This is a genomic window from Streptomyces sp. NBC_01788, assembly GCF_035917575.1.
Classification (GTDB): Bacteria; Actinomycetota; Actinomycetes; order Streptomycetales; family Streptomycetaceae; genus Streptomyces.
Genome location: NZ_CP109090.1, coordinates 6,230,795 through 6,253,166 on the forward strand (window position 1 = coordinate 6,230,795; position 22,372 = coordinate 6,253,166).

Sequence of the window (22,372 nt, forward strand, 5' to 3'; positions counted from 1 at the left end):
CGTGAACTGGCGCGCCTACCGCCGCACCGGTATCCAGTGCCAAGGCCAACACCAACACGCCCGCTATCCGTCGTGACCAGCGCGACGGAAGCCGGTCGGGCCGACCCACCGCCGCTCTCCAATGAGGCATTGTTCATATCCCCAAAGTTCATGTGTTGTTCATAAAGAAAGCGCGAATGCTGGCTCCAGTCGGTTGGCCGTTCCATTTTCGGAGCACTCATCACGATGCCGAGTCAGCTACGGACACCCCGACACGTGCGGCCACCAGGTACGATCTGATCAAATCGGGCCTCAACTTGAAAACCGGATCCGACCGCACAATCCGATACCGGCGCACGGGAAGACACCTCAGGCTCGCCCCTTTTCCCCACCCGGCAGACATGCATCCGCCACAGACGCGCAGATTAAAGCAAGATCACTCACGTCCAGTCAATGAACGCAATGCACCGACCAATCCTCATACGTCTCCGGCCCGAATTCGCGCGCTGGGCTGTCATCAACGCCGGATTGCCGACCGGACGGTCTTCGAGCACGATTCGACATCGGAACAAGGGGTGTCGGCCGGGGCGCGGGTGTTCCGTTCACGCGGCCGATTGGCCGCCGGCCCTGTGGCCCTGTGGGGGTGCCGTGGGACCGCTACCGGGACGCCAGCACGCGGGCGATGTCCGCGATCGCTCCCGGCCCCACCCGGCAGCAGCCCCCGATCAGGCGGGCGCCGGCTGCTCGCCAGCTCGCCACCTGGTCCGGGGTGAAGGTGGAGCGGCCGGTCCAGGTGCGGGAATCGGCGTCCCAGGACTCACCGCTGTTGGGGTAGACCGCGACCGGCTTGCCGGTGACGCGGGCGGCCGTGCGGGCCGCGGCCGCCGTGTCGCCGGGCGCGCAGCAGTTCACGCCGACTGCGAGCACCTCGTCCGCGTCGGCGGCCAGGGCGAACGCCTCCTCCAGCGGCTGCCCGGCGCGCGTACGGTCACCGTCGACGGTGTACGAGAGCCAGGCCGGCACCCCCAGCCCGCGCACCGCCCGCAGCAGCGCCCGCGCCTCCTCGGTGTCGGGCACCGTCTCCAGCGCCAGCACGTCGGGCCCCGCAGAGGCCAGCACCTCCAGGCGGGGCCGGTGGAAGCGCTCCAGCTCGTCGACGGTGAGCCCGTACCGGCCCCGGTACTCGGAGCCGTCGGCGAGCATCGCCCCGTACGGCCCCGCCGACGCGGCCACCCACAACGGTCGCACCACCCCGAGCGCACGCGCCCGCCGCGCCGCCTCCCGCGCGGCCTCCACGCTCAGCCGCATGAGCGCGGCCGCCCGGTCCCGCCCGATCCCCCGCCTCGCGAACCCCTCGAAGGTGGCCTGGTAGCTCGCGGTGATCGCGACGCTCGCCCCTGCCTCGAAGTACGCCAGGTGCGCCTGAGTGACCGCCTCCGGCCGCTCGGCCAGCAGCCGCGCCGACCACAGCTCGTCGCTCAGGTCGTACCCGGCCGACTCCAACTGGTTGGACATCCCGCCATCGAGCACGACCGCCCCGCCGTCGAGCGCGTCGGCGAGGGCAGGAGAGGCGACGCTGGGGATGGCGCTGTCCATGGCACGACGCTAGTCGATGGTCCGGCGTCGCGGGACGGGGCCGGGGTGGGCTGCCGGGCACCCGTCCCGGCGTTCCAGACACCCGCGACCTGCGTGTGCATGTCTTTGCCGAGATATGAGACTCTGCTGCGTAATTCGGTTACTCAGGCTGCGAGTTGGTGGCTGAGGCGGGTGAGTCTGCTGGTCCGAGGGCTGAGCGCCGTGTGGCCGGGGTTCCAGTGGGCGTCGAGTCGGATGACGTTGAGGGCAGTGGCGGAGAAGGCGTGCTGGAGGCGGACCTTGGGCAGTCCGCGGTAGCGGGCCCGGCGGAGGCCGGTGACGTCGAGGGCCTGGTTGATGGTGCCCTCGATCCCAGCGCGGAGTGTGTACTTGTCCTTCCAGGTCTTCGTGATCTGCTCAGTTCGCGCTCTGGCCAGGGTCTCGTGGAGTTCTTGCGGCCGGAGGCTGAGGATGCGGGTGCCACGCGCGGAGGTGGTGCACTCGTCCTGGACGGGGCATGCGTGGCAGTCGGTGGGGGCGAACTGGACGACGATGGCGTCGCGGCCGTGCTGCCGGACGGGGAACCAGCCGGTGCTGGTGCGGCCCTGCGGGCAGCGGGCCTGGCGGGCCTTCCAATCGATACGGAAGGCGTTCTTCTGGAAGCCGGCGTCGGCCTTGGCCTGCGGTGAGTGGTCGAGGAGGGGTGACCATGGTGATGCCGCGGCCGGCGGCGTCGTGGATCAGGTCGGCGGACGGGTAGCCGGCGTCGAGGTAGTGCTCGCCCGGCGTGAGGTCGCGGTCGGCGAGGTTTTGCTGGACGGGCCGACGGCGCGGGGGTCACCGCTGCCGTGAACGCCTGCGACCCGATGCAGCGGGCCCAGCTGGACGCCTCCGCCTGGGAGCTGGTGTCCACGCTCCACCTGCTCCGCCCCGACCTGGACGCCGCCGTCCATATGGAACGCTTCGACTCGCGCCTGTCCCTCGGCCTCAGCGCCACCTTCGGGTCGTCGGGGTACGACATCGAGGCACTGCTCGCACACGCAGACGGCAACATCGCGAGCGCTGCCGAACTGGTCGCAACCGACCTGCCGAGAACGGGGTCTGAAACCACTGCGGCCCCACAGGCCCAGCAACGAACTACGAGTCGGTGCGCATGACCTCTGCGGCCTTCTGTGAAGCACCCTCATAGCCGCCGAATCCGCACCTCGTTGACACTGTCAGCGACGTAGGCGGTGACTACAGAAGTGTTTTCCGTGGCGTTGGCCCAGAAGGCACGGATAGCTGACCTCTTCGTCTGGGCATTGTCGCGTTCGCGCTGGTCAACGCCGTGTGGGAGGAGGTGCTCTTCCGGGGAGTGCTGCTGACCGAAACGGCGGCATCCTGGTCCCCTACGGCGTGCGCGTGGCCGCCGATGCCGTCACCGGGACACTCGCGGTGCTGATCCTGCGCTGAGGCGCGGAGGGGAGGGCGCGCCGGTGGGGTGCCGGCGCGCCCGGGGCTCAGCTCGCGGTGCAGCTGATCGAGCCGATCGGATAGTTGTTGCCCGTTGATGTGGCCGTGAATCCGAAGAAGACACTGGCGTTGGGCGGTACGGTCCGGTTGTAGTCGGCGTTCTTGACCGTGATCGTGCCGTCCCCGGCCGTGGTCAGGTTGCCGTTCCAGGCGCTGCTGATCTTGGTACCGGTGCCGGGTTTCCAGGTCACCGTCCAGCCGTTCAGCGCTGCCGTGCCGTGGTTCATCACCTCCACGGAACCCTGGAAGCCACCGCTCCAGGCGTTCTCCACGTTGTACACGGCCATGCAGGAACCGGTCTGCGGACCGGACGGCGTCGGGGTCGGGGTCGGGGTGGGAGTGGGAGTGGGAGTGGGGGTCGGAGTGGGCGTCGGCGTCGGGGTCGGAGTCCCCGAGCCGGAGTTCCGGATGCCCGTCACCTCGCCGTGGCCGCCGTCGAACGCGATGTCCGAGCAGGAGAAGAAGTTCTCCTGGCTGTCCGAGCGCACCCACTGGATGAAGAGCAGCGCGTTGCCCGAACGGCCGGACGGCAGCGGGAGGTTCCAGTAGTAGTGGCCGCCGTCCGTGCCCGGCGACCCCACCTGCGGCGGGTTGCTGACCGTCTGGATCAGGTCCAGGTCGGCCCAGCGCAGCTGTGACGTGGGCGTCCAGGACGGCTTGGTCAGGTAGACCCGGAAGTCACCCGGGTGCGCTGCCCAGTTGCTGTACTGGAGCTGCATCGTGGACCCGGAGGTCAGATGGGTCCTGGGCCAGTCGGCGCGGACGGCGTTGTAGGCGGAGAAGTCGTACGGCGAGCGGTCTCCCGCGCTGCACAGGGTGCCGTCCGGCACGTAACCCTGGTTCCGGCCACCGGCGTTGGAGTCGAGCACCGCGAACCAGTTGTACAGCGGCGTGGCACCGCTCTTGTTCAGGGCGTCCCGGCACGCGGGGTTCGTCGGGTCGAGGCTGCCGGTCGCCGTACGGCCGTCCACGTAACACAGATAGGTGCGCGAACCGGGCATCATCGCCACGCCGTGCGCCTCGGCGCGGCCCTGACCGAGAAGGGTCAGGCCCAGTGCCGCGAGGAGGGTGGCGAAGGCCGCCGCCACCGACAGAAGTCTGCTGCGTCGAGCCACGTTCGGTCCTTCCTTTGGGGGTGGTGGTGCGTCTCAGGCGGTGTTGCAGGCAGTGCCGTTGAGGGTGAAGGCGCCCGGTGCGGCGAACGTGCCGCTGTAGGTGCCCTGGAAGCCGAACGTCTGGCTGCCGCCAGGCGCTATCTGCGTGTTGTGCGACAGGGCGGTCGCGGTGACGGAGCCCGAGGACGGGTTCACCGTGGCGTTCCATGCGCTGGTGACGCGCTGCCCGGAAGGCAGGGTGAAGCCGAGCTGCCAGCCGTTCACCGCCGCCGAACCGGTGTTGCGGACGGTGACGTCGGCGGTGAACCCGTCCGTCCAGACGTTCGTGGCGTACGTCACCGAACAGGCCGTCTGGCCACCGGGGTTGCCGCCCCCGCCGCCACCGTTGCCGCCGCCGTTGCCGCCCGTGCGGATCTCCGAGGAGAACGACGTCACGGCGAGGCCGGTGCCGTTCTGCCAGGGCTCGAAGCCGGCCTGCACGCTCGTCAGGTACCAGTTGCTGGAAGCGAGTTGGCGGGAGACCGCCTGCTGGACGAAGTCCATCACGTCGAAGTTCCAGCTGCTGATCGCCGACGGGGCGACGAAGGACAGCACGTTGTTGGAACCGTTGCTGCCGGACCAAACCTGCCAGGGCCGCCCGGCGACCGTGGCCGTGCCGGTCTGCGAGCCCACCGGCTGGATCGGGCCGACCTTGTTGAACCAGACCATGATCTCGGTCCGGTTCACGCCGTCCTTGCGGGCCGTCGGGTCCAGCCAGATGTCGTACGCGGCGTCGTAGACCGCGTCGCTGACATAGCCGTACGAGATGCTGGTGGGCGCGCTGGAGATGGTGTCCAGCCGGGCCGGGAGCGCCGTACCCGGCGAGCAGTTGGTGTAGTGGCAGCCGTTGTAGACGGACGGGTACGACTTCGGCGCACCGTTGGTGGCCACCGAGCCGTCGGCCCGGTTGATCCGGAAGCCGGAGTCCGTCACGGTGATGCACTGGGCGGCGCTGGTGCCCCAGCGGTTGTTCTGGACCACGTAGCGGCCCTGGATCGTGGTCGTTCCGTAGGCGTCGCAGATCTGGGTGTCGGCGTGCGCCGCCGGAGCGGCCGCCAGGAAGGCGGCGACCAGGGCGAGAGCGGTGAGCAGCGCGCACAGCACACCGCGCGCGGTATCGAGTCGATGGGGCAGCAGTCGCATAGGGGGGCCTCTTCGAGGGGCGACGTCATAGGGGAGGAGGAGTGCTCCCGTTCGCGCTTCTGTGGGAGCGCTCCCATCGTTTAGAACCGGACTATAGAAGCGATACATGTCCCTGACAAGGCTGTGGGCGAGACAAAAAGAGGGTGCGGGAGCGGGCTGTTTCAGCCCTCCACGCCCGTGCGGCCGGCCCCCCAGCGCCTCCGCGAGGCGGTCCGCGAACGCCTGTGCTGGCGCCCCGACAGGCAACGTCTGGCGCGTTGCGACGCCCGCGTACTGACCAGAGAGGTTGGTTGAGTTCGCCCTCATGTCACGGACCGGAGATCCTCGCTTGACCTGAACCGAGGTCCAGGTTCGAGGCTTGCACCATGAGTGGAAAAGAAGAGGGGTTCGGCATCGGGGAGGTCGCCGCGCGTACTGGCCTTGAACCCGACACGCTGCGGTACTTCGAGCGACAGGGGATCCTGCCTGCCCCTCGGCGTGACGCTGCTGGGCGCCGTCAGTACGTCGCTGCCGATGTCGACCTGATCCGCATGCTGGTTCACTTGCGCGAGACAGGGATGCCCCTGGCCGACATCGCGCAGTTCACCGCCGCCGACGCCGAAGTCATCGACCCGTCGCGGTTGCGGCTGGAGCTGCTCACGGCGCATCGCCGTCGCGTCGAGGATCGCCGAGACGCGCTGGATCGTGCCCTCGAGGTGATCACCCGCAAGATCGCGGACTACACCGATCAGACAACCAACTCGCCGGAAGTTCTCGAGAGACCCGACACGACGATCGCCTACAGCGTCCAGGGGGAGGGACCACTGCTCTTCCTCGTCGGCGCGCCGGCAGGGCGAGGCGGGTTCGCCGCTCTCGCGGACGAGCTTGCGGGGCAGTTCACCGTCGTCACCCATGATCCTCGCGGTATCGGTGCCAGTCGCATGACGCGTGGAATGGCTGCGCCTACGCCTGAAGTCCTCGCTGAAGACCTTGCTGCGCTGGTCGACACGTTCACCGGAGCGCCGGCAATCTTCGTCGGCACGAGCGGTGGGGCCGTGACCCTTCTCGAGCTGGTCAAGCAGCATCCCGACCTCGTTGGGTCGGCCGTGCTGCACGAGCCGCCCCTGATCACTCTCCTGGACGATGCCGCTCTCGCGGATCGCGCTGCGTCGGCGTTCGCTGTCGCGACAACTGATCCTCAGCGAGCCGTGCAGGAGTTCTTCGACCTGAGCGGCGCCGCCCACCACACCGGCCCGGATCAGGTGCCTCCCACGCATGTCGCGTTGCCGGAGCTGCCGGCTGAAGAACTCGACAAGAACCGCTATTTCCTGGGTCAGATGGCTGGCCCCACCGTCTTCTACGTGCCCGACATCGAGGGCCTACGTCGAGCCAGGCTGACCGTGTGCGCTGGCTCGCTGAGCCATCACCAGATGGCGCGTCAGGCGGCCCATGCCTTGGCCGCTCTGCTGCGTCAGCCCCTGATCGACATGCCCGGCAGCCACGTGGCCGCAAGCGCGGACCCGGCAGAGTTCGCTCGCGCTCTCGTGCCGCTGCTCGACCTCTGAGTGCACGTCCCCGCACGACCATTCGGTCGTCCTGCACTCGAACGAGCGGTGCAGGTGCCGGTTCAGCAGCGCAGCAGGTCCTGGAGTGTGTCCAGGACCTGGTGGTCGGTCAGACCGGCGTGTGCGCTTTTGGGTCGAGCCGCTGGAGGGTGAGGAAGGCCTGGGCGGCGGTGGCGAGGGTGACGTGGTGGTGCCAGCCGCGCCAGGTGCGGACTTCGAAGTGGTCCAGGCCCAGGCCGTGCTTGAGTTCGCGGTAGTCGTGCTCGATCCGCCGGCGCATCTTCGCCCACCGCACCAGGTCGGCGACCGGGGTGGCGGCAGGCAGGTTGGTCATCCAATAGCCGGCTCGCCGACGCCGCTCGTGATCGTGCGCGTCTTGGCGGCTACCAGGCGGGGGTGCCGGGCCGGATGGTGTGGGGGCGCAGCTGCCAATGCCCGTCCCGGAGATCGTGCGGCGTCACGGGCGCGACGGCCTTCGCGAGCTCCTCAGACCACGGCTTCGGCTGGCCGAGACGGGGTTCCACGTCGTGGCCACCAAGGGGTTCGACTCGACGACCGATCTCGGAGCGATCGAGAGGATCTTGACCGGGGTCGACTTCGACGAGTTCCTGGCACGGCCTCGGACCTCCCACGTCGTCGCCGAACGCGGCGGAGGCGAGCGTCTGGTGCTCACTATCAGCGATGAGCTGCAAGACGTCCTTGCAAAGGTGGGGGCCGCTGAATTGACTGCGGCGGCGCGGCGTTGGGTCGAAGAGCAGGGGTCTGGCGACACCGACGTGCTCGGGGGCCTGCTGCATGAGTTGGCGGAACTCGCCTGCGGGGCTCAGCGGCGCAGGGAACGGCTGTACTGCTGGATCTGTGTCTGATCTGCCCGAGTTCCGCACTACCCCAGAGGACAGACGTCGGCATGCTGGGTGGGAACGTCTCTCCAAAGGAGCTACCCCCCAGAGCCGATAGCAGCCCCATCACCAGTCCCGGTTCCGCCACTCCTAAGTGGGGATGCGGCCTTCGGTGACATCACAGCAGCGCTCGGCCCAGGCGGAGGTGACCAACACCGGCCTGTCAGAACAACGTCACCGGCGCGCTGGGCGCGGAGGACGACTCCGAGCGCCTCGGAACCCGGGTCCGCATGCTGGGAGTACCGCAGGTCGTGACCGTTCGTGGACGTGTACTCGGCGAAGGCGTCTTCGAGGTCTTAGAGTCGTCGGCGCCGTATTGACGTGATCGCGGGAAGGGGCTGTTTGACGTGTGGCCAGACGCTTGGGCTGTGGTGGCCGATTCCGACCGAGAGCAGTGGGACTACGCGCCGCTGGAGCGCGTCGGCCCGCTGCGGTTCGGCATGAACCTGGAGGAGTCGATCAGCGTGATGCTGACGTGCGGCTTCACGTCCGACACTGTTTCAGAGCTCGGCAAGTACGGCCCGTTCAAGCAGTTGTGCACGAGATTCCGCGCGGTGGATGCCCCGTTCTACCGCGCTGACGTAGTGGCCTACTACGTCGGCTCGATGGGATTGACCTGCATCGCGATCGACGCCCTGACCGGCCCCCAGGTCACGTTGGAGGGGATACGACTGGTCGGCCGCCCTCCTTCCGAGCTTTCGGATGAGCTCACCGCCTACCTGGAGAGCACTGACAGAAAAGTTGAGATCACACCCGGCGGCGACATCGGCTCCCAGGACCTGGGCATCATGCCGCGCGCGCAGCGAGCCGGTGGTGTGCTGCTCACGCGGCTGGTTTTCGGTAGGCCCAACGACTGGGCCAACACCATGAGCGACTGCATTCCGGCCGACGAAATGCTCGGACACTACTGAGCTCATCCCGTGCACGGGCCGGGAGCATGCGGGCTGCCGCTCAGGGCCTGAGCCAGAGGCGGATCGACGCGGCGGTCACGGTACCGCTGTAGACGAAAGCCCTCTTGTCGTAGCGCGTGGCCACGGCCCGAAAGTGCGTGAGCCGGTTGATTGTGCGCTCGACTTCGTTGCGGCGCTGGTACCTCTCCTTGTCGAAGCCCACGGGCCGGCCGCCGTTGCTGCCGCGGCGCTGGCGGTTGGCACGCTGGCCCTTCGGCTCAGGGATGGTGTGCTTGATCCGGCGTCGACGCAGGTGGCGACGGTTACGGCGCGAGCTGTATGCCTTGTCACCACCCGGATCCGGTCGGTCGCGGACTTCGAGATGCCGAACAGCGGGGCGAGCTGTCGCAGTGTCCGGTCGGTGCGCCAGTAGGCAGCCACCAGCAGGACTCGGTCCTCGAATGGCAGCGACCACGGACGTTTGCGCCCCCGTTGTCTGCGCCCTCGCGGCGCAGGTTTGTGATCAACCTGCGGAACGCCTGCGGGCTCAGTCCGGTGAACGGAGGTATCCGGGACGGTTTCGACGTCGTGATCACACCAGCCACTGCGAGATCGTCTCATCTTGATCGACGTTGGGATCGCCGGCCGGCCGCTGGGACACAACCCGGTGGCTCAGGTGGGCCCGGCATGGGAACCTCACGATTCATGGCCACTGGAACCGAGGTAGGTGAACTGCTGCACCAGTGGCTGGGCTGGCGGACGGCGTTCACGGTCGCTGACAGGGTGGACGCATGGGCCGCCCTGGTGAGCGTCATCGAGCGCGGCTACGAGGACTTCATTTCCGAGTACACCAACGACCTCTACTGCCGAAACTGGCTCCACGAGGCATGGATCCTGCTGGACGATCACATCGTTCAGATCTGGACCCCGTAGATCAAAGCCCTCGATGATCGCTACAAGGTCGCGACCATCGACGACGACGGCCAAGCACTCGGCCAGTTCCACAGGCTGCCGGGTTCCGACCTGTGGTGGTGGCGTCGGCACCCACGCGTCCTCACCGGAGACCTTGGCCGCGCGCTTCGTTCGGCCGGCGCCATCGGCACCGATCCGGACGCAGCATGACCTCAGCCTCAGGTCGGATTACGGGGCAAGCCATAGCTAAGGGTTGTCCCGCTTCTGATGTTGGTACGAAGGTGGTCCCCAGGACTGGATCCTGGGGACCACTGGTGTGCTCCGCCGCCACGGTCCCATCGGCGCGGACTGTCCGGTTTGATCACTTGGCGCCCGACGTAGCTCAGGGCGCGACGGGTGGGAGCGGATCCACCCAGGAAATGAGCGGCAGAGTCCCAAGTCCCCTTGCTACGGTGCTCCGATGTCAGCGATCAAGAAGTTCCAAGTCACCTTTGACTGCGCAGAACCTGAGCGTCTCGCTCGTTTCTGGTGCGAGGTGTTGGGGTATGTCGTACCGCCACCACCGGAGGGATTTGCCACTTGGGATGATTTCAAGGGTTCGCAACCACCTGAGCAGCGGGATTCATGGTTCGCCTGCATAGATCCCTCAGGTGTGGGCCCGCGACTGTACTTCCAGCGCGTTCCCGAAGGCAAGATCGTTAAGAATCGGGTGCATCTCGACGTCCGGGTCGGCACCGGGCTCGTCGGGGACGAGCGCCTCGCTGCGCTCGAAGCTGAGTGCGCACGACTGGTTGCGCTCGGTGCGACCCACGTGCAAACGCTGTACGCCGATGAGGAAAACGAGTCGTGCATCCCGATGCTGGACATCGAGGGCAACGAATTCTGTATCGACTGAGCATATGGGGCGGCAGTCATCCCGTGAGGGCGAGGTTGTGCAGCCGGGCGATGCCGAGCAGGCCGGTATCCCGGCAGCCGCCGTCCGGCCTCATCGAGGAAGACGAGCAGCACGGGCCCGTTGCCGGACACGTCGAAGCAGAGGTCACTCGTGCGCGGCGAAGTCTATGAACTCCGACCAGACGGTGGGGGAGAGGGCGAGCTGAGGGCCGCTGGTGTTCTTGGAGTCACGGACGTGGATGGCGGTGGGGCAGGTGGCCACCTCGACGCAGTCGCCGGAGTCGTCACCGCTGTACGTGGACTTGCGCCAGGCGAGGGCTACTTCGACGCAGTCGCCGTCGGTGCCGCTGCTGTAGCTGCTCTTGAACCAGGACAGTTCATCGGTGCTCATAGCGCTCCTCGAATCCGCTCCAGCAGGCTCCGGGTATCGCCCGGAGAAAGAGCCTGTGAGCGCAGTTTCGCATAACGCATGTGGAGCACACTGATCGATTTCGGATCCACGAGGAGTTGGCCGCTTCGCTGTGCCTCGCAGTAGGCGAACCACTCGTTTTCCGGGGTCTCCAGCAACTGGATCGGACCGTCGACGGCTGCGTGGACGCCACGAGACATCGGCATGACCTGAAGTTCCACGTTGCGTGATTCGGCAGCTTCCAGCAAGTGGCTGATCAGCTCCCGCATGACCTCTGCATCGCCGGACTCCCGCCGAAGTACGTGCTCCTCCACGATGAAGCTGAACACCGTGTTGGGCCGCTCGGCGAACAGTGACTGTCGCTCCAGGCGGGCTGTGATCATCGCCTCGATCTCCGGGTCGGCGAGCACGGGTAGCCGTACGCTGAACAGCCCGCGCGCGTACGCCTCTGTCTGCAGAAGCCCTGGTACGACCCGGTTCTCGAAGGTGTACAGGCTGATCGCCTGCTCCTCCAGCTCCGCCCACTGGCGGAACCAGGACGCCAGCCCCTTCTCCCGGCCGACGTGCTTGTACACGCCCTTCAGCGCGCCGAAGGCGTCCAGGACCTCCTCCGCGCGCTCGACGAAGACGCGGGGTGGGAAGCGTCGGCCCTGTTCGATCGACGCCACGGTTCCCGGCTGGTAGCCGACGAGCGGGGCGTAGTCCTCCTGGGTGTATCCCGCCCGTTTGCGGAAGGCCTTGTGCGCCGCGCCGAACGCCTTCATGCTGTCCGACGGTTCGGGCTCTCCGGTGGTCGTGGTCGCCGTGTTGGTGCTGGTGGTTTCGGTCATGGCAGGTACCCCCCGAGTCCGCTGAAGTTTCCAACCTCGCGAGGGCAACCAGAGTCACGCCCCGTGACGCCCACTGTCCATGGCGTGAACTCCTACAGTGCGCAGCGTACGAGCGCAGTGACTGGTTCGGCCCGGGTGACCTGCGGAACCTTCGGGCCATGCACGTAGACCCCCGGCTCCAGGAGCCCGTCACCGTACGTATGTTCAGCCAGTTGTTCAGCTGCACCCCGCGAGGTGCCCGGCTCGCGCGGCGGCTCGTGGCGCATCGGATGGACGCCTGGGGTTTCCCGTACGGAAGCGAGGCGGGCGAGGACGTGACCCTGGTGGTCGCCGAACTCGCCGCCAACGCCGTGCGGCACGGCCGCGTTGCCGGGCGGGACTTCCGCGTGCGGCTGCTGTGGGAGGGCGCGGTCGTCCGGGTGGAGGTGGCCGACGCGCGGACCGAACGGCTCCCGGTGGTGCGGGAGCCGGACGGCGAGGGCGGGCGCGGGCTTGTGCTGGTGGCCGCGGTGTCCCAGCGGTGGGGTGTGGAGCAACGGGCGGGCCGTGCCTACAAGGTGGTGTGGGCGGAGGTGCGGGTCAGGGAGCCAGGAGGTCCGCGAGGAAGGCGTTCGTGAACTTCCCGGCGGGGTCCAACTCCCGTGCCAGCGAGCGGAAGTCGTCCAGGCGCGGGTACCGCTCGCGCAGGACTGCCGACGGAGTGGTGAACACCTTGCCCCAGTGCGGGCGGGGGTCGAGGCCGACCAGCGCCTCCTCGAGGCGGCGCACCACCGGCAGTACCGTGGCCGTGTCCTCGATCCAGGTGAAGTGCGCGGCGACGGTGTCCCGGCCGTAGGAGGGGCTCAGCCACTGCTCGTCGGCGGCGACGGTGCGGATCTCGCACGTCTGGAGCACCGGGGCGACCGTCTCCCGGATCCCGTCGAGCGCGTGCAGGAGGTCGAGGGCGTACCGGCGCGGCAGCAGGTACTCCGACTGCAACTCGGCGCCGCTGCTCGGGGTGAACTCGGCGCGGAAGTGCGGCAGTCGCTCGTGCCAGGGTCCGGGCACGCCGAACTGCTCCGTGCAGTTCTCCGCCGGCATGCCCGGCACCGGGTGCAGTGCGACCTTGGCCGGTACCGCCCAGGGGAAGGCGGGCAGCGGCTTGTCGGTGCGCCGCTTGAGCCACACCTGGCGGAAGCCCGGGTCGCGCCAGTCGGTGAACAGGCTGACGCTGTACGCGGCGGCCGCCACCGTCTCGTAGTCCAGCCCCTCCAGCGGGAGTTCGGTGAACAGGTGCTGCTCGACCTCGTAGGCGGGCTCCAGGTCGAGGGTGAGGGCGGTGACCACGCCGAGCGCGCCGAGGGAGGTGACGGCCCCGCCGAACCGCGGGTCGCCCCGGCCGATGACGGCCGTCGAGCCGTCGGCGGTGACGATCTCCACCTCCCGCACGGGGGCGGCCAGCGGTCCGTTGCCGACGCCGGAGCCGTGGGTGCCGGTCGCCACCGAGCCGGCCACCGAGATGTGCGGCAGGGAGGCCATGTTGGGCAGGGCGAGGCCGTGCGCGTGCACCCGGCGGGCGAGTTGCGCGTACCGGAGGCCGCCGGCCACCCGGACCGTGCGGGCCGCCGTGTCGACGTCGGCCTCTGCGGGCATCGCCTCCAGGGAGAGCAGGGTGCCCCCGGCGCCCGGGTCGGCGATCTCGTTGAAGGAGTGCCCGCTGCCCAGCACCCGCACCCGCGCACTGCGGGCGACCAGCTCCCGCACCGCGTCGAGCGAGCCCGGCCGGTCCACCTCCGCGGCGCTGTAGGTGATGTTCCCCGCCCAGTTGGTCACGGTCGTCCCGGTCATCCCGTTGTTCCTCGCCCTCACACCACGGCCCACAAGGTCACGGGGGAACGTACCCGACGTCCACCGAAGGGCGGTTCACGGCCTCCGTGCGGGGGACCCGGCACGACCTGCGCGCGAGCGTAGGCATACCGTGAGAAGTCGTACACGCGAGTCGGGAGGAGACAACGGGATGGGCAGCCGTACCGAGCTGGTCGAGGATCTGATGGAGCGCTTCCCGCATGTGCCGCGGGAGGCCGTCTTCAAGGAGGATCTGCTCCGCGGCGGCGTGGCCTTCGACCCGTCCGCGCTCAGTGACAACGAGAGCGGTGAGGTCAAGCCGAAGTCGTACTTCATCTTCTCCTTCGACCACGGCACGCTGCCCGAGCTGGGGGAGGCCGCGCTGCGGCGGCCGCCGGAGGAGATCATCCTCACCGGCGGACCGTACGACCTGCGGCGGACCGTCGTCTCCGTACGGGTGAATCCCGCCTCGCCCTACCGCGTCGCCGCCGACGACGAGGGGCTGCTCGGGCTCTACCTGGACGGGAAGCGGATCGCCGACGTCGGTGTGCCGCCCATGCCCGAGTACTACCGGCACACGCTGTCCAACGGGAAGTCCGTGATGGAGGTCGCCCCGACCATCCAGTGGGGCTACCTGATCTACCTCACCGTCTTCCGGGTCTGCCAGTACTTCGGCGCCAAGGAGGAGTGCCAGTACTGCGACATCAACCACAACTGGCGCCAGCACAAGGCGGCCGGCCGGCCCTACACCGGCGTCAAGGACGTCGAGGAGGTCCTGGAGGCGCTGGAGATCATCGACCGGTTCGACACCCAGAAGGCGTCCACCGCCTACACCCTCACCGGTGGCGCCGTCACCTCCAAGGTGGCGGGCCGCGACGAGGCCGACTTCTACGGCCACTACGCCAAGGCCATCGAGGAGCGCTTCCCCGGCCGCTGGATCGGCAAGGTCGTCGCGCAGGCGCTGCCGAAGCCGGACGTGCAGCGGTTCAAGGACTACGGCGTGCAGATCTACCACCCCAACTTCGAGGTGTGGGACCGCCGTCTGTTCGAGCTGTACTGCCCGGGCAAGGAGCGCTACGTCGGCCGCGACGAGTGGCACCGCCGCATCCTGGACTCCGCCGAGGTGTTCGGCGCGCGCAACGTGATCCCCAACTTCGTGGCGGGCGTGGAGATGGCCGAGCCGTTCGGCTTCACGACCGTCGACGAGGCCATCGCGTCCACCACCGAGGGCCTGCGCTTCTTCATGTCGCACGGCATCACGCCCCGCTTCACCACGTGGTGCCCGGAGCCCACCACCCCGCTCGGCAAGGCCAACCCGCAGGGCGCGCCGCTGGAGTACCACATCCGGCTCCTGGAGGCCTACCGCGCCACGATGGACGACTTCGGTCTCTCCTCGCCCCCCGGCTACGGGCCGCCCGGCCCCGGCCACGCGGTGTTCTCGGTCAGCTCCTTCATGGACAGCCTGCCGGCGGCGGAGGAGACGCCCCAGGAGACCGAGGGGGCGGCGAAGTAGCCGTCAGACACGCGTTTTCGGGTCCCGTGAGTCGATTGGGGGCTTCGGTCCTTACTACGGAGCGGAGTTGAGGACCACGGGATCCGTCACGACAATTGCATACGTGGCTTGTCAGTTGTGTCAAAGGCGTGAAAAGCTCGTGCTCTACCCCGAGGTGCCCCCCAACTTCTCCCTGAGCGCAGAGAGTTGACCTCGCCCGTGGATGCAGGAGACCCATGCCCGACCTGCCGAGCTCCAAGGACGCGACCGAGGCCGCGCTGCTTGCCGAGTGCTGGGACGCCGTGCTCTCCTACGCCGACCTGTGCACGGTCGGCTCCGGTGAGGCCGGGCAACTCGCCGCGGAGGCCTTCGCGGCGGGCCTGCGCGAGGTCCGGGCCGCCGAGGCCGACGCGTCCCGGGGCCGCCGTACGCCCCGGCTGCCCGCGATCCCGCTGACGCTGGCCGCCGTGCGCACCACCGCCGCGTCCTGGGAGGCCGACGGACTCGGCGACCGGCTCGTTCCGGACCTGCGCCTGTGGCTCAACTCCGACCAGGCCGCCCGCTGGACCGGCCCGCCGCCGCGTCGCCCGCTCGCCCTGCGCACCCTGCGGGACCTCCAGGAGCCGGACGCCAGGCTCCTGTGGCTGGCCGAGGTGGAGGCGCTGCCGTCGACCGTGGTGGCCCGCCGGCTGGGCCTGGACCCCGCGCGGGTGTCCGAGGAACTCGACCAGGTGCGGACCCTGTTCCGGGACCGCTGCCGCCGCAACCACCTCGACACCCCGATGGACGCGGAGTGCCGCGGCTACGCCGGCCTGCTGGACGCGGTCACCCGCCCCGCGGCCGCCGCCGGGACCCCCGAGGACCTCTCCCGGCACCTCGCCACCTGCGAGGGGTGCGCGCAGGCCGCCGCCTGTCTGCGGCCGCACGGCGGCCAACTGCCCGCCGCGCTGGCCGGCGGAGTCATCGGCTGGGGCGGCCTCGCCTACCTGGAGCGCCGCCGCCGGGCCGCCGAGGTGCGCCTCGGCGCCCGCCGCCCCGCGGCGGCGGACAACGGCGGGGAGCCGCAGCAGGGCGCCGCGCGGGCGCGGATCGTGCGCGGCGGCCTGCTCGCCGCCGCGGTCGCCCTGTCCGGGCTGGCGCTGGCCGTGTCGATGATGCCGTTCGGCGGCTCCGCGAACGACGACGCGCACGACGACAACGCCCGCAGGCCGGTCACCGACGGGCGCCCGGCCCTCGACCCGGACGCCGGCCCGCCCGCCGTCGAGCCCCTGCCGTCCGCCTCCGCCTCCGTCGCGGCCTCGGCGTCCGCGGCCCACGAGTCGTCCGCGAGCGGCGCGGCGACCCGGTCAGGACGTGAGAACCCCGACCCGGAACCGCAGGGCACCGCCTCGGCCACCGCCGACGGGGGCGACTCGCCCGACCCGGGGACCGACGCCTCCGGGACGGGCGGTACGGGCTCCGGCGGTACCGGGTCCGGCGGCACGGGAACCGGCGGGCCGGAGAGCGGCGGGACAGGGGTCTGCCGGGTCGACTACGACCAGACGTACCAGTGGACCGACGGCTTCCAGGCCAAGGTCACCGTCACCACCGCACGCTCCCTGGACGCCTGGCGCGTCGCCTGGTCCTTCGCCGACGGGCAGCGGGTCGGCCAGATGTGGGACGCGACCGTCGCCCAGAGCGGCTCCCGCGTCACGGCCACCGCCGCCGAGTACAACAAGTCCGTCCCCGCGAACGGCACCCTGTCCTTCGGCTTCCTCGGCACCTGGGACGGGCGCAACTCCGCGCCGTACGACTTCACGCTCAACGGGCACAGCTGCGCGACGGGCTGACCCCGGACCCGCGAACGGCCCGGCGCCCCGGCCCGAGGAGTGACCCGAACGGCCCTGTCGGGCACCCGGACGGGACATGGAGGGTGGGACCGTGTGCCACCGGCACGCGGTATCCCCACCCGCACGCGGTACCCCGACCGCTGTCCCGACCCGGAAGGAATCCCGATGTCCGTCGAGACGCAGCAGGCAGCCGCCGGACTCACGGACGAGGAGCTCGCGACGCTGGACGCCCACTGGCGTGCCGCGAACTACCTCTCCGTCGGCCAGATCTACCTCATGGGCAACCCGCTGCTGGCCGAACCGCTGCGCCCGGAACACATCAAGCCGCGCCTGCTCGGCCATTGGGGCACCTCGCCCGGCCTCAACCTGGTCCACACCCACCTCAACCGCGTCATCAAGGCCCGCGACCTGAACGCCCTGTGCGTCTGGGGCCCCGGCCACGGCGGGCCCGCCGTGCTGGCCAACTCCTGGCTGGAGGGCTCGTACACCGAGACCTACCCGGACATCACCCGGGACGCCTCCGGCATGGCGCGGCTGTTCAAGCAGTTCTCCTTCCCCGGCGGGGTGCCCAGCCACGTCGCCCCCGAGACGCCGGGCTCCATCCACGAGGGCGGTGAACTCGGCTACTCCCTCTCCCACGCCTACGGCGCCGCGCTCGACAACCCGGACCTGGTCGTCGCCTGCGTCATCGGCGACGGCGAGGCGGAGACCGGCCCGCTGGCCGCGTCCTGGCACTCCAACAAGTTCCTCGACCCGGTGCACGACGGAGCGGTCCTGCCGGTCCTGCACCTCAACGGCTACAAGATCGCCAACCCGACCGTCCTGGCCCGCCTCCCCGAGGCGGAACTCGACGAACTGCTCCGCGGCTACGGCCACGACCCGGTCCACGTCACCGGTGACGATCCCGCCGCCGTGCACCGCGCCATGGCCGCGGCCATGGACACCGCCCTCGACCGCATCGCCGCCCTCCAGCGCGCCGCCCGTACCGACGGCGCCACCGAGCGGCCCCGCTGGCCCATGATCGTGCTGCGCACCCCCAAGGGCTGGACCGGCCCCGCCGAGGTCGACGGGGTGCCCGTGGAGGGCACCTGGCGCGCCCACCAGGTTCCGCTGGCCGGTGTCCGGGACAACCCCGAGCACCTGCGGCAGCTGGAGCGGTGGCTGCGCTCGTACCGCCCCGAGGAGCTGTTCGACGAGCACGGCGCCCCGCGCCCCGACGTGCTGGACTGCGTCCCGCACGGCACCCGCCGCCTCGGCGCCACCCCGCACGCCAACGGCGGCCTCCTGCTGCGCGAACTGCCGCTGCCCCCGCTGGAGAAGTACGCCGTCGAGGTCGACAAGCCCGGCGCCACCCTGCACGAGCCCACCCGCGTCCTCGGCGACCTGCTCGAGGACGTCATGGCCGCCACCACCGACCGGCGCGACTTCCGGCTCGTCGGCCCCGACGAGACCGCCTCCAACCGCCTCCAGGCCGTCTACGGCGCCAGCGGCAAGGCCTGGCAGGCCCTGACCCTGCCCGTGGACGAGCACCTCGACCCGCACGGCCGGGTGATGGAGATCCTGTCCGAGCACACCTGCCAGGGCTGGCTGGAGGGCTACCTCCTCACCGGCCGGCACGGACTGTTCTCCTGCTACGAGGCCTTCGTGCACATCGTCGACTCGATGGTCAACCAGCACATCAAATGGCTGCGCACCACCCGCCGGCTGCCCTGGCGGGCCCCCATCGCCTCGTTCAACTACCTGCTGACCTCGCACGTGTGGCGCCAGGACCACAACGGCTTCTCCCACCAGGACCCCGGCTTCGTCGACCACATCCTGAACAAGAGCCCCGAAGCGGTCCGGGTCTACTTCCCGCCGGACGCCAACACCCTGCTCTCCGTGGCCGACCACACGCTGCGCAGCCGCGACTACGTCAACGTGATCGTCGCCGGCAAGCAGCCCTGCTTCGACTGGCTCTCCATGGAGCAGGCCACGGTGCACTGCGCGCGCGGCGCCGGCATCTGGGACTGGGCCGGCACCGAGGACGGCACCCGCGAACCGGACGTCGTGCTGGCCTGCGCGGGCGACGTGCCGACCCAGGAGGTGCTGGCCGCCGCCCAGCTGCTGCGCCGGCACCTGCCCGACCTGGCCGTGCGCGTGGTCAACGTCGTCGACATCGCCCGGCTGCTGCCCAGCGAGGAGCACCCGCACGGGATGACCGACTTCGAGTACGACGGCCTGTTCACCCCGGACAAGCCGGTGATCTTCGCCTACCACGGCTACCCGTGGCTGATCCACCGCCTGGCCTACCGGCGGGCAGGCCACTCCCACCTGCACGTACGCGGCTACAAGGAGATCGGCACCACGACCACGCCGTTCGACATGGTGGTCAGCAACGACCTGGACCGCTACCGCCTGGTCATGGACGTCATCGACCGCGTCCCCGGCCTCGCGGTGCGCGCCGCCGCCGTCCGCCAGCGCATGGAGGACACCCGGCTGCGCCACCACGCCTGGATCCGGGAGCACGGCGTGGACCTGCCCGAGGTGGCGGACTGGTCCTGGGACGGCTGACCGGGGACGTTCCCGCCTCCGGCGCGCGGGGCGGCGGACAGGATCCCATCACCGGCGTGCGCGGACCAGGGCCGACCGGCCCTGGTCCGCGCACGTGCTTCGGGGAAGGATTCTTGAGGCAAGCCGACACATCACAAGGAGCGACCGATGGCGGACCGTGAGCAGGCCGGACCGGACACCCCGATCCGGGTCTTCCTCCTCGACGACCACGAGGTGGTACGGCGCGGGGTGCACGACCTGCTGAACGACGAACCGGACATCACGGTGGTGGGCGAGGCCGCCACCGCCGACCAGGCCCTGGTGCGCGTACCCGCCCTGCGCCCGGACGTGGCGGTGCTCGACGTGCGCCTGCCGGACGGCGACGGCGTGACCGTCTGCCGCGAGCTGCGCTCCCGCCTGCCGGAACTGGCCTGTCTGATGCTGACCTCGTTCGACGACGAGGAGGCACTGCTGGACTCGATCATGGCGGGCGCCTCCGGCTATGTGCTGAAGCAGATCCGGGGCTCGGACCTGGTCTCGGCGGTGCGCACCGTGGCGAGCGGCCAGTCGCTGCTCGATCCCAGCGCCACCACGAAGCTGATGGCCCGGCTGCGCGGTGGACAGCAGCCGCAGGAGGAGCCGGACACGCTGCCCGGACTGACCGACCGGGAACGGGAGATCCTGGCCCTGATCGGCGAGGGCCTGACCAACCGCCAGATCGGCCAGCGCCTCTACCTGGCCGAGAAGACGGTGAAGAACCACATCTCCCGCCTGCTCGCCAAGCTCGGCGTGGAGCGGCGCATCCAGGCCGCCGTCATCGCCACCCAGGCCAAGGACCGGCTGCGCGGAACCTCCTGACCCGGGGGAGGAGGACGGGCAGACCCCCGGTCGGCGGCCCGGCCACCCGAATGGACTGGCGCGGCGGCTACCAGGAGCGGCGCACACTCATGTCCGGGGCGCGGCGGACAGAAATGGACGGGAAGGACAATCCACTTCTCGCGGATCCTGATTGCGCGGTGCGCGGTTTTTCACCGCTTCCCCGCGTCTTCCGGTCCTTCCCGTCACTCCCATGACACCACACGGGCCGTCGCCGCACCAGGGCCGTCCGGCCCCGGCGGCCGGCCCGGCCCAGGTCGGGACCTGCGGGCCCTGCCGAGGGCCCGCTGAGCCCTTCCGGCCCGGCCGGCCGGCGACGGAGGGTGGGCGGGGAAGCGACCAGGGAGCCCACGGGAGGAGCCGTCATGCGGACACCGGTAGTCGACGCGACCACCCTGGAGAGCCTGCTGTACTCGGCCGTGGCGGCTCCGTCGATCCACAACACCCAGCCCTGGCGGTTCGGCCTGGACGCCGGCACCCGGTCCATCCACGTCCGCGCGGACCCACGGTCCCTGCCGCTGACCGATCCGGTGCGGCGCGCCCAGCACCTCTCCGTGGGCGCGGCCGTCCTCAATCTGCGGGTCGCCGCGGACCACCTCGGCTGGGACCCCCTCGTGACGCTCCTGCCCGACCCGGGCGACCCCGGCCTGCTCGCCACCGTCCGGCTGTTCGTGGCGGCGCCGGACGCGCAGCCGTCGTACCGCGGCCTGTACGACGCGATCGCGCGCCGGCACACCAGCCGGATGCCGTTCACCGGGCGGCCGGTGCCGGAGCCCATCGTGCTGGAGATGGTCAAGGCGGCCCGGATCGAGGGGGCCCACCTGGACGTACCCGACTTCGCCGGCACCCGGCGCCTGCTGAGCCTGACCGCGCAGGCCGAGGCGCGCAACGCCGCCGACCCGGCCCGTACCGCCGAGACCAGGGCCTGGGTCAACGCCCCGGACACCCCCTTCCCGCACGGCATTCCGCTCACCTCGCTGGGCCCGCGGGACACGGCCGGGCGGATGCCCGTGCGGGACTTCACCGGCCCGCTGCCGGGGCTGCGTCCGCCCGCGCTGCGTTTCGAACGCCACGCGCAGGTGGCCCTCCTGTGGACCACGCACGACCGGCGGGAGGACTGGCTGCGCGCGGGGCAGGCGATGGAGCGGGCCCTGCTGGTGGCCACCCGGTACGGGGTGCGCACCTCGATGCTGCACCAGGCGATGGAGTGGCCCGACCTGCGGGCGGCGACGGCCGCCCCGAGGCTCCGCTGCCGCCCCCACCTGCTGATCCGCTTCGGCTACGGCCCGGACGGCGGCCGCACCCCGCGCGCGGCCGACGCGTGGGCCGAAGGGAAAGCATGAACGCACACGACGGGCGGGCCGGGCGGCGTGCGGAACGCCTTCCCCGGCCCGCCCCGGTCGTCGAACCGTCGTCGCGCGACCGCTCAGCCCGGGACGCGCAGATCCGTGAGTTCCCGGCCGCTGACCATGGTGGCCTCGATGCGGATGAAGACGTCCTCGTCGATCGGCATCCAGGAACGCGGCCCGGTGCTCAGGAGACGCTCGTGCTCGACCGGATCGGTGACCACGGTGGCCCGGCCGGTGACGACCACGCTCCAGCCCGACCGGCTCTCCACGTCGAAGGCGTCCGCCTCGAAGGCGACCACGACCCCGTCGACGGCGCGCACGAGGTCCGACCCGGCGGAGGTGCGCAGCAGCACGGACGCGTCCGCCGCCAGGGCGAAGTTGACGGGCAGCACCGCGGGCAGCGCCTGCCGCGTGTAGACGACACGGCCCACCGGTACCTCGGCCATCAGGCGCAGGCACTCCCGCCGGTCCATCGAGCGAAAGCCATCGTTGTCGGACACCCTCCCATGGTCGCCACGCACCCGGCCTGCCGTTAGGGCCTGTTGGCCCACATCTTCGGCGGGTTCCGCCGGACGCCTCAAGTGCCGCCGCCTCGGGGGGCGGGACGGTCCGGTCGGTGGAATCCTTTGGTGCGCGGGTGCCGGCCGTGCCGTTCGTGAACGGGAGGGGCGGCGTCCGCCAGGGAAGCGAGCGACCAGCGGGCGGGACCGGACCCGGAAGGGAGCGGCGCGG

21 protein-coding genes and 3 pseudogenes are annotated in these 22,372 nt (G+C 70.2%); 13 read left to right on the forward strand and 11 right to left on the reverse strand.

All coding sequences use genetic code 11. The features are described from left to right. Nucleotides 1–636 precede the first annotated feature (636 nt). Both mmuM and OIE49_RS37205 read right to left on the reverse strand, forming a co-directional pair. A complete protein-coding gene (mmuM, locus tag OIE49_RS28135; RefSeq protein WP_326804708.1) occupies nucleotides 637–1,575 on the reverse strand; it encodes a homocysteine S-methyltransferase in 939 nt (312 codons plus the stop codon). Between the two features lie 143 nt (nucleotides 1,576–1,718). Next, nucleotides 1,719–2,195 (reverse strand): transposase, encoded by a 477-nt coding sequence (locus tag OIE49_RS37205; protein WP_442812355.1) that lies wholly within the window; start codon nucleotides 2,193–2,195, stop codon nucleotides 1,719–1,721. Nucleotides 2,196–2,402: 207 nt separating this feature from the next. Here OIE49_RS37205 and OIE49_RS28140 point away from each other — a divergent pair, with 207 nt between their 5' ends. Further along, the gene (locus tag OIE49_RS28140; RefSeq protein ID WP_326804709.1) at nucleotides 2,403–2,711 is read left to right on the forward strand and encodes a hypothetical protein; all 309 of its coding nucleotides are present in this window, start codon (nucleotides 2,403–2,405) and stop codon (nucleotides 2,709–2,711) included. Nucleotides 2,712–2,854: 143 nt separating this feature from the next. Continuing rightward, nucleotides 2,855–2,995: a CPBP family glutamic-type intramembrane protease gene (locus OIE49_RS37210; RefSeq protein ID WP_401743115.1), complete on the forward strand. Its 141-nt coding sequence runs from the start codon at nucleotides 2,855–2,857 to the stop codon at nucleotides 2,993–2,995. A gap of 58 nt (nucleotides 2,996–3,053) precedes the next feature. On the opposite strand, the gene OIE49_RS28145 is transcribed toward OIE49_RS37210, so the two are convergent. Next, the gene (locus OIE49_RS28145; RefSeq protein WP_326804710.1) at nucleotides 3,054–4,181 is read right to left on the reverse strand and encodes a lytic polysaccharide monooxygenase; all 1,128 of its coding nucleotides are present in this window, start codon (nucleotides 4,179–4,181) and stop codon (nucleotides 3,054–3,056) included. Between the two features lie 33 nt (nucleotides 4,182–4,214). Then, nucleotides 4,215–5,363: a GH12 family glycosyl hydrolase domain-containing protein gene (locus OIE49_RS28150; RefSeq protein ID WP_326804711.1), complete on the reverse strand. Its 1,149-nt coding sequence runs from the start codon at nucleotides 5,361–5,363 to the stop codon at nucleotides 4,215–4,217. Between the two features lie 365 nt (nucleotides 5,364–5,728). Here OIE49_RS28150 and OIE49_RS28155 point away from each other — a divergent pair, with 365 nt between their 5' ends. After that, entirely contained in the window at nucleotides 5,729–6,907 is a 1,179-nt protein-coding gene (locus OIE49_RS28155) for an alpha/beta fold hydrolase (RefSeq protein ID WP_326804712.1), read from the forward strand. 109 nt (nucleotides 6,908–7,016) lie between these two features. Here OIE49_RS28155 and OIE49_RS28160 read toward each other — a convergent pair. After that, nucleotides 7,017–7,247: pseudogene (locus OIE49_RS28160) on the reverse strand (IS701 family transposase); the annotation flags it as partial. Between the two features lie 187 nt (nucleotides 7,248–7,434). On the opposite strand from OIE49_RS28160, the gene OIE49_RS28165 reads away from it, so the two are divergent. Then, a complete protein-coding gene (locus OIE49_RS28165) occupies nucleotides 7,435–7,773 on the forward strand; it encodes a hypothetical protein (protein WP_326804713.1) in 339 nt (112 codons plus the stop codon). 401 nt (nucleotides 7,774–8,174) lie between these two features. Then, a complete protein-coding gene (locus OIE49_RS28170; protein WP_326804714.1) occupies nucleotides 8,175–8,717 on the forward strand; it encodes a hypothetical protein in 543 nt (180 codons plus the stop codon). 40 nt (nucleotides 8,718–8,757) lie between these two features. On the opposite strand, the pseudogene OIE49_RS28175 reads toward OIE49_RS28170, so the two are convergent. Next, nucleotides 8,758–9,171: pseudogene (locus tag OIE49_RS28175) on the reverse strand (transposase); the annotation flags it as partial. Continuing rightward, nucleotides 9,054–9,301, reverse strand: a pseudogene (locus tag OIE49_RS28180) (helix-turn-helix domain-containing protein); the annotation flags it as partial. The pseudogenes OIE49_RS28180 and OIE49_RS28175, both read right to left, overlap by 118 nt. Before the next feature lie 100 nt (nucleotides 9,302–9,401). Here OIE49_RS28180 and OIE49_RS28185 point away from each other — a divergent pair. Further along, complete coding sequence (locus OIE49_RS28185; RefSeq protein WP_326804715.1) at nucleotides 9,402–9,629, forward strand: hypothetical protein; 228 nt, start codon at nucleotides 9,402–9,404, stop codon at nucleotides 9,627–9,629. A 439-nt stretch (nucleotides 9,630–10,068) separates the two neighbouring features. After that, nucleotides 10,069–10,503 (forward strand): VOC family protein, encoded by a 435-nt coding sequence (locus tag OIE49_RS28190; RefSeq protein ID WP_326804716.1) that lies wholly within the window; start codon nucleotides 10,069–10,071, stop codon nucleotides 10,501–10,503. Nucleotides 10,504–10,647: 144 nt separating this feature from the next. On the opposite strand, the gene OIE49_RS28195 is transcribed toward OIE49_RS28190, so the two are convergent. Then, nucleotides 10,648–10,893 carry a DUF397 domain-containing protein gene (locus OIE49_RS28195; protein ID WP_326804717.1) on the reverse strand — a complete coding sequence of 82 codons (246 nt, stop codon included), beginning with the start codon at nucleotides 10,891–10,893 and terminating at the stop codon, nucleotides 10,648–10,650. Next, nucleotides 10,890–11,741 (reverse strand): helix-turn-helix domain-containing protein, encoded by an 852-nt coding sequence (locus tag OIE49_RS28200; protein WP_326804718.1) that lies wholly within the window; start codon nucleotides 11,739–11,741, stop codon nucleotides 10,890–10,892. Before OIE49_RS28200 ends, OIE49_RS28195 begins: the two co-directional genes overlap by 4 nt. Before the next feature lie 158 nt (nucleotides 11,742–11,899). On the opposite strand from OIE49_RS28200, the gene OIE49_RS28205 reads away from it, so the two are divergent. Continuing rightward, a complete protein-coding gene (locus tag OIE49_RS28205) occupies nucleotides 11,900–12,358 on the forward strand; it encodes an ATP-binding protein (protein WP_326804719.1) in 459 nt (152 codons plus the stop codon). On the opposite strand, the gene OIE49_RS28210 is transcribed toward OIE49_RS28205, so the two are convergent. Next, nucleotides 12,321–13,568 (reverse strand): FAD-binding protein, encoded by a 1,248-nt coding sequence (locus OIE49_RS28210; protein ID WP_326804720.1) that lies wholly within the window; start codon nucleotides 13,566–13,568, stop codon nucleotides 12,321–12,323. The genes OIE49_RS28205 and OIE49_RS28210 overlap by 38 nt on opposite strands. 169 nt (nucleotides 13,569–13,737) lie before the next feature. Here OIE49_RS28210 and OIE49_RS28215 point away from each other — a divergent pair, with 169 nt between their 5' ends. The 5 genes from OIE49_RS28215 (at nucleotide 13,738) to OIE49_RS28235 (ending at nucleotide 21,634) form a co-directional block, all read left to right on the forward strand. Continuing rightward, entirely contained in the window at nucleotides 13,738–15,078 is a 1,341-nt protein-coding gene (locus tag OIE49_RS28215) for a radical SAM protein (RefSeq protein WP_326804721.1), read from the forward strand. A 215-nt stretch (nucleotides 15,079–15,293) separates the two neighbouring features. Then, on the forward strand, nucleotides 15,294–16,886 hold the full coding sequence (locus OIE49_RS28220) for a cellulose-binding domain-containing protein (RefSeq protein WP_326804722.1): 1,593 nt from the start codon (nucleotides 15,294–15,296) through the stop codon (nucleotides 16,884–16,886). A gap of 165 nt (nucleotides 16,887–17,051) precedes the next feature. Then, on the forward strand, nucleotides 17,052–19,436 hold the full coding sequence (locus OIE49_RS28225) for a phosphoketolase family protein (protein WP_326804723.1): 2,385 nt from the start codon (nucleotides 17,052–17,054) through the stop codon (nucleotides 19,434–19,436). Between the two features lie 147 nt (nucleotides 19,437–19,583). Beyond that, nucleotides 19,584–20,273 (forward strand): response regulator transcription factor, encoded by a 690-nt coding sequence (locus OIE49_RS28230; protein ID WP_326804724.1) that lies wholly within the window; start codon nucleotides 19,584–19,586, stop codon nucleotides 20,271–20,273. 383 nt (nucleotides 20,274–20,656) lie between these two features. After that, nucleotides 20,657–21,634 carry an Acg family FMN-binding oxidoreductase gene (locus OIE49_RS28235; protein ID WP_326804725.1) on the forward strand — a complete coding sequence of 326 codons (978 nt, stop codon included), beginning with the start codon at nucleotides 20,657–20,659 and terminating at the stop codon, nucleotides 21,632–21,634. 83 nt (nucleotides 21,635–21,717) lie between these two features. Here the strand turns inward: OIE49_RS28235 and OIE49_RS28240 are convergent, their stop codons facing one another. Further along, entirely contained in the window at nucleotides 21,718–22,140 is a 423-nt protein-coding gene (locus tag OIE49_RS28240) for a pyridoxamine 5'-phosphate oxidase family protein (RefSeq protein WP_326804726.1), read from the reverse strand. Nucleotides 22,141–22,372 lie beyond the last annotated feature (232 nt).

What these genes read in the sequence shown, in the direction of transcription:
- mmuM (WP_326804708.1), bottom strand. Translation starts at nt 1,575, where the DNA reads ATGGACAGCGCCATCCCCAGCGTCGCCTCTCCTGCCCTCGCCGACGCG.
- OIE49_RS28150 (WP_326804711.1), bottom strand. Translation starts at nt 5,363, where the DNA reads ATGCGACTGCTGCCCCATCGACTCGATACCGCGCGCGGTGTGCTGTGC.
- OIE49_RS28155 (WP_326804712.1), top strand. Translation starts at nt 5,729, where the DNA reads ATGAGTGGAAAAGAAGAGGGGTTCGGCATCGGGGAGGTCGCCGCGCGT.
- OIE49_RS28185 (WP_326804715.1), top strand. Translation starts at nt 9,402, where the DNA reads ATGGCCACTGGAACCGAGGTAGGTGAACTGCTGCACCAGTGGCTGGGC.
- OIE49_RS28190 (WP_326804716.1), top strand. Translation starts at nt 10,069, where the DNA reads ATGTCAGCGATCAAGAAGTTCCAAGTCACCTTTGACTGCGCAGAACCT.
- OIE49_RS28195 (WP_326804717.1), bottom strand. Translation starts at nt 10,893, where the DNA reads ATGAGCACCGATGAACTGTCCTGGTTCAAGAGCAGCTACAGCAGCGGC.
- OIE49_RS28200 (WP_326804718.1), bottom strand. Translation starts at nt 11,741, where the DNA reads ATGACCGAAACCACCAGCACCAACACGGCGACCACGACCACCGGAGAG.
- OIE49_RS28205 (WP_326804719.1), top strand. Translation starts at nt 11,900, where the DNA reads ATGCACGTAGACCCCCGGCTCCAGGAGCCCGTCACCGTACGTATGTTC.
- OIE49_RS28210 (WP_326804720.1), bottom strand. Translation starts at nt 13,568, where the DNA reads ATGACCGGGACGACCGTGACCAACTGGGCGGGGAACATCACCTACAGC.
- OIE49_RS28215 (WP_326804721.1), top strand. Translation starts at nt 13,738, where the DNA reads ATGGGCAGCCGTACCGAGCTGGTCGAGGATCTGATGGAGCGCTTCCCG.
- OIE49_RS28220 (WP_326804722.1), top strand. Translation starts at nt 15,294, where the DNA reads ATGCCCGACCTGCCGAGCTCCAAGGACGCGACCGAGGCCGCGCTGCTT.
- OIE49_RS28225 (WP_326804723.1), top strand. Translation starts at nt 17,052, where the DNA reads ATGTCCGTCGAGACGCAGCAGGCAGCCGCCGGACTCACGGACGAGGAG.
- OIE49_RS28230 (WP_326804724.1), top strand. Translation starts at nt 19,584, where the DNA reads ATGGCGGACCGTGAGCAGGCCGGACCGGACACCCCGATCCGGGTCTTC.
- OIE49_RS28235 (WP_326804725.1), top strand. Translation starts at nt 20,657, where the DNA reads ATGCGGACACCGGTAGTCGACGCGACCACCCTGGAGAGCCTGCTGTAC.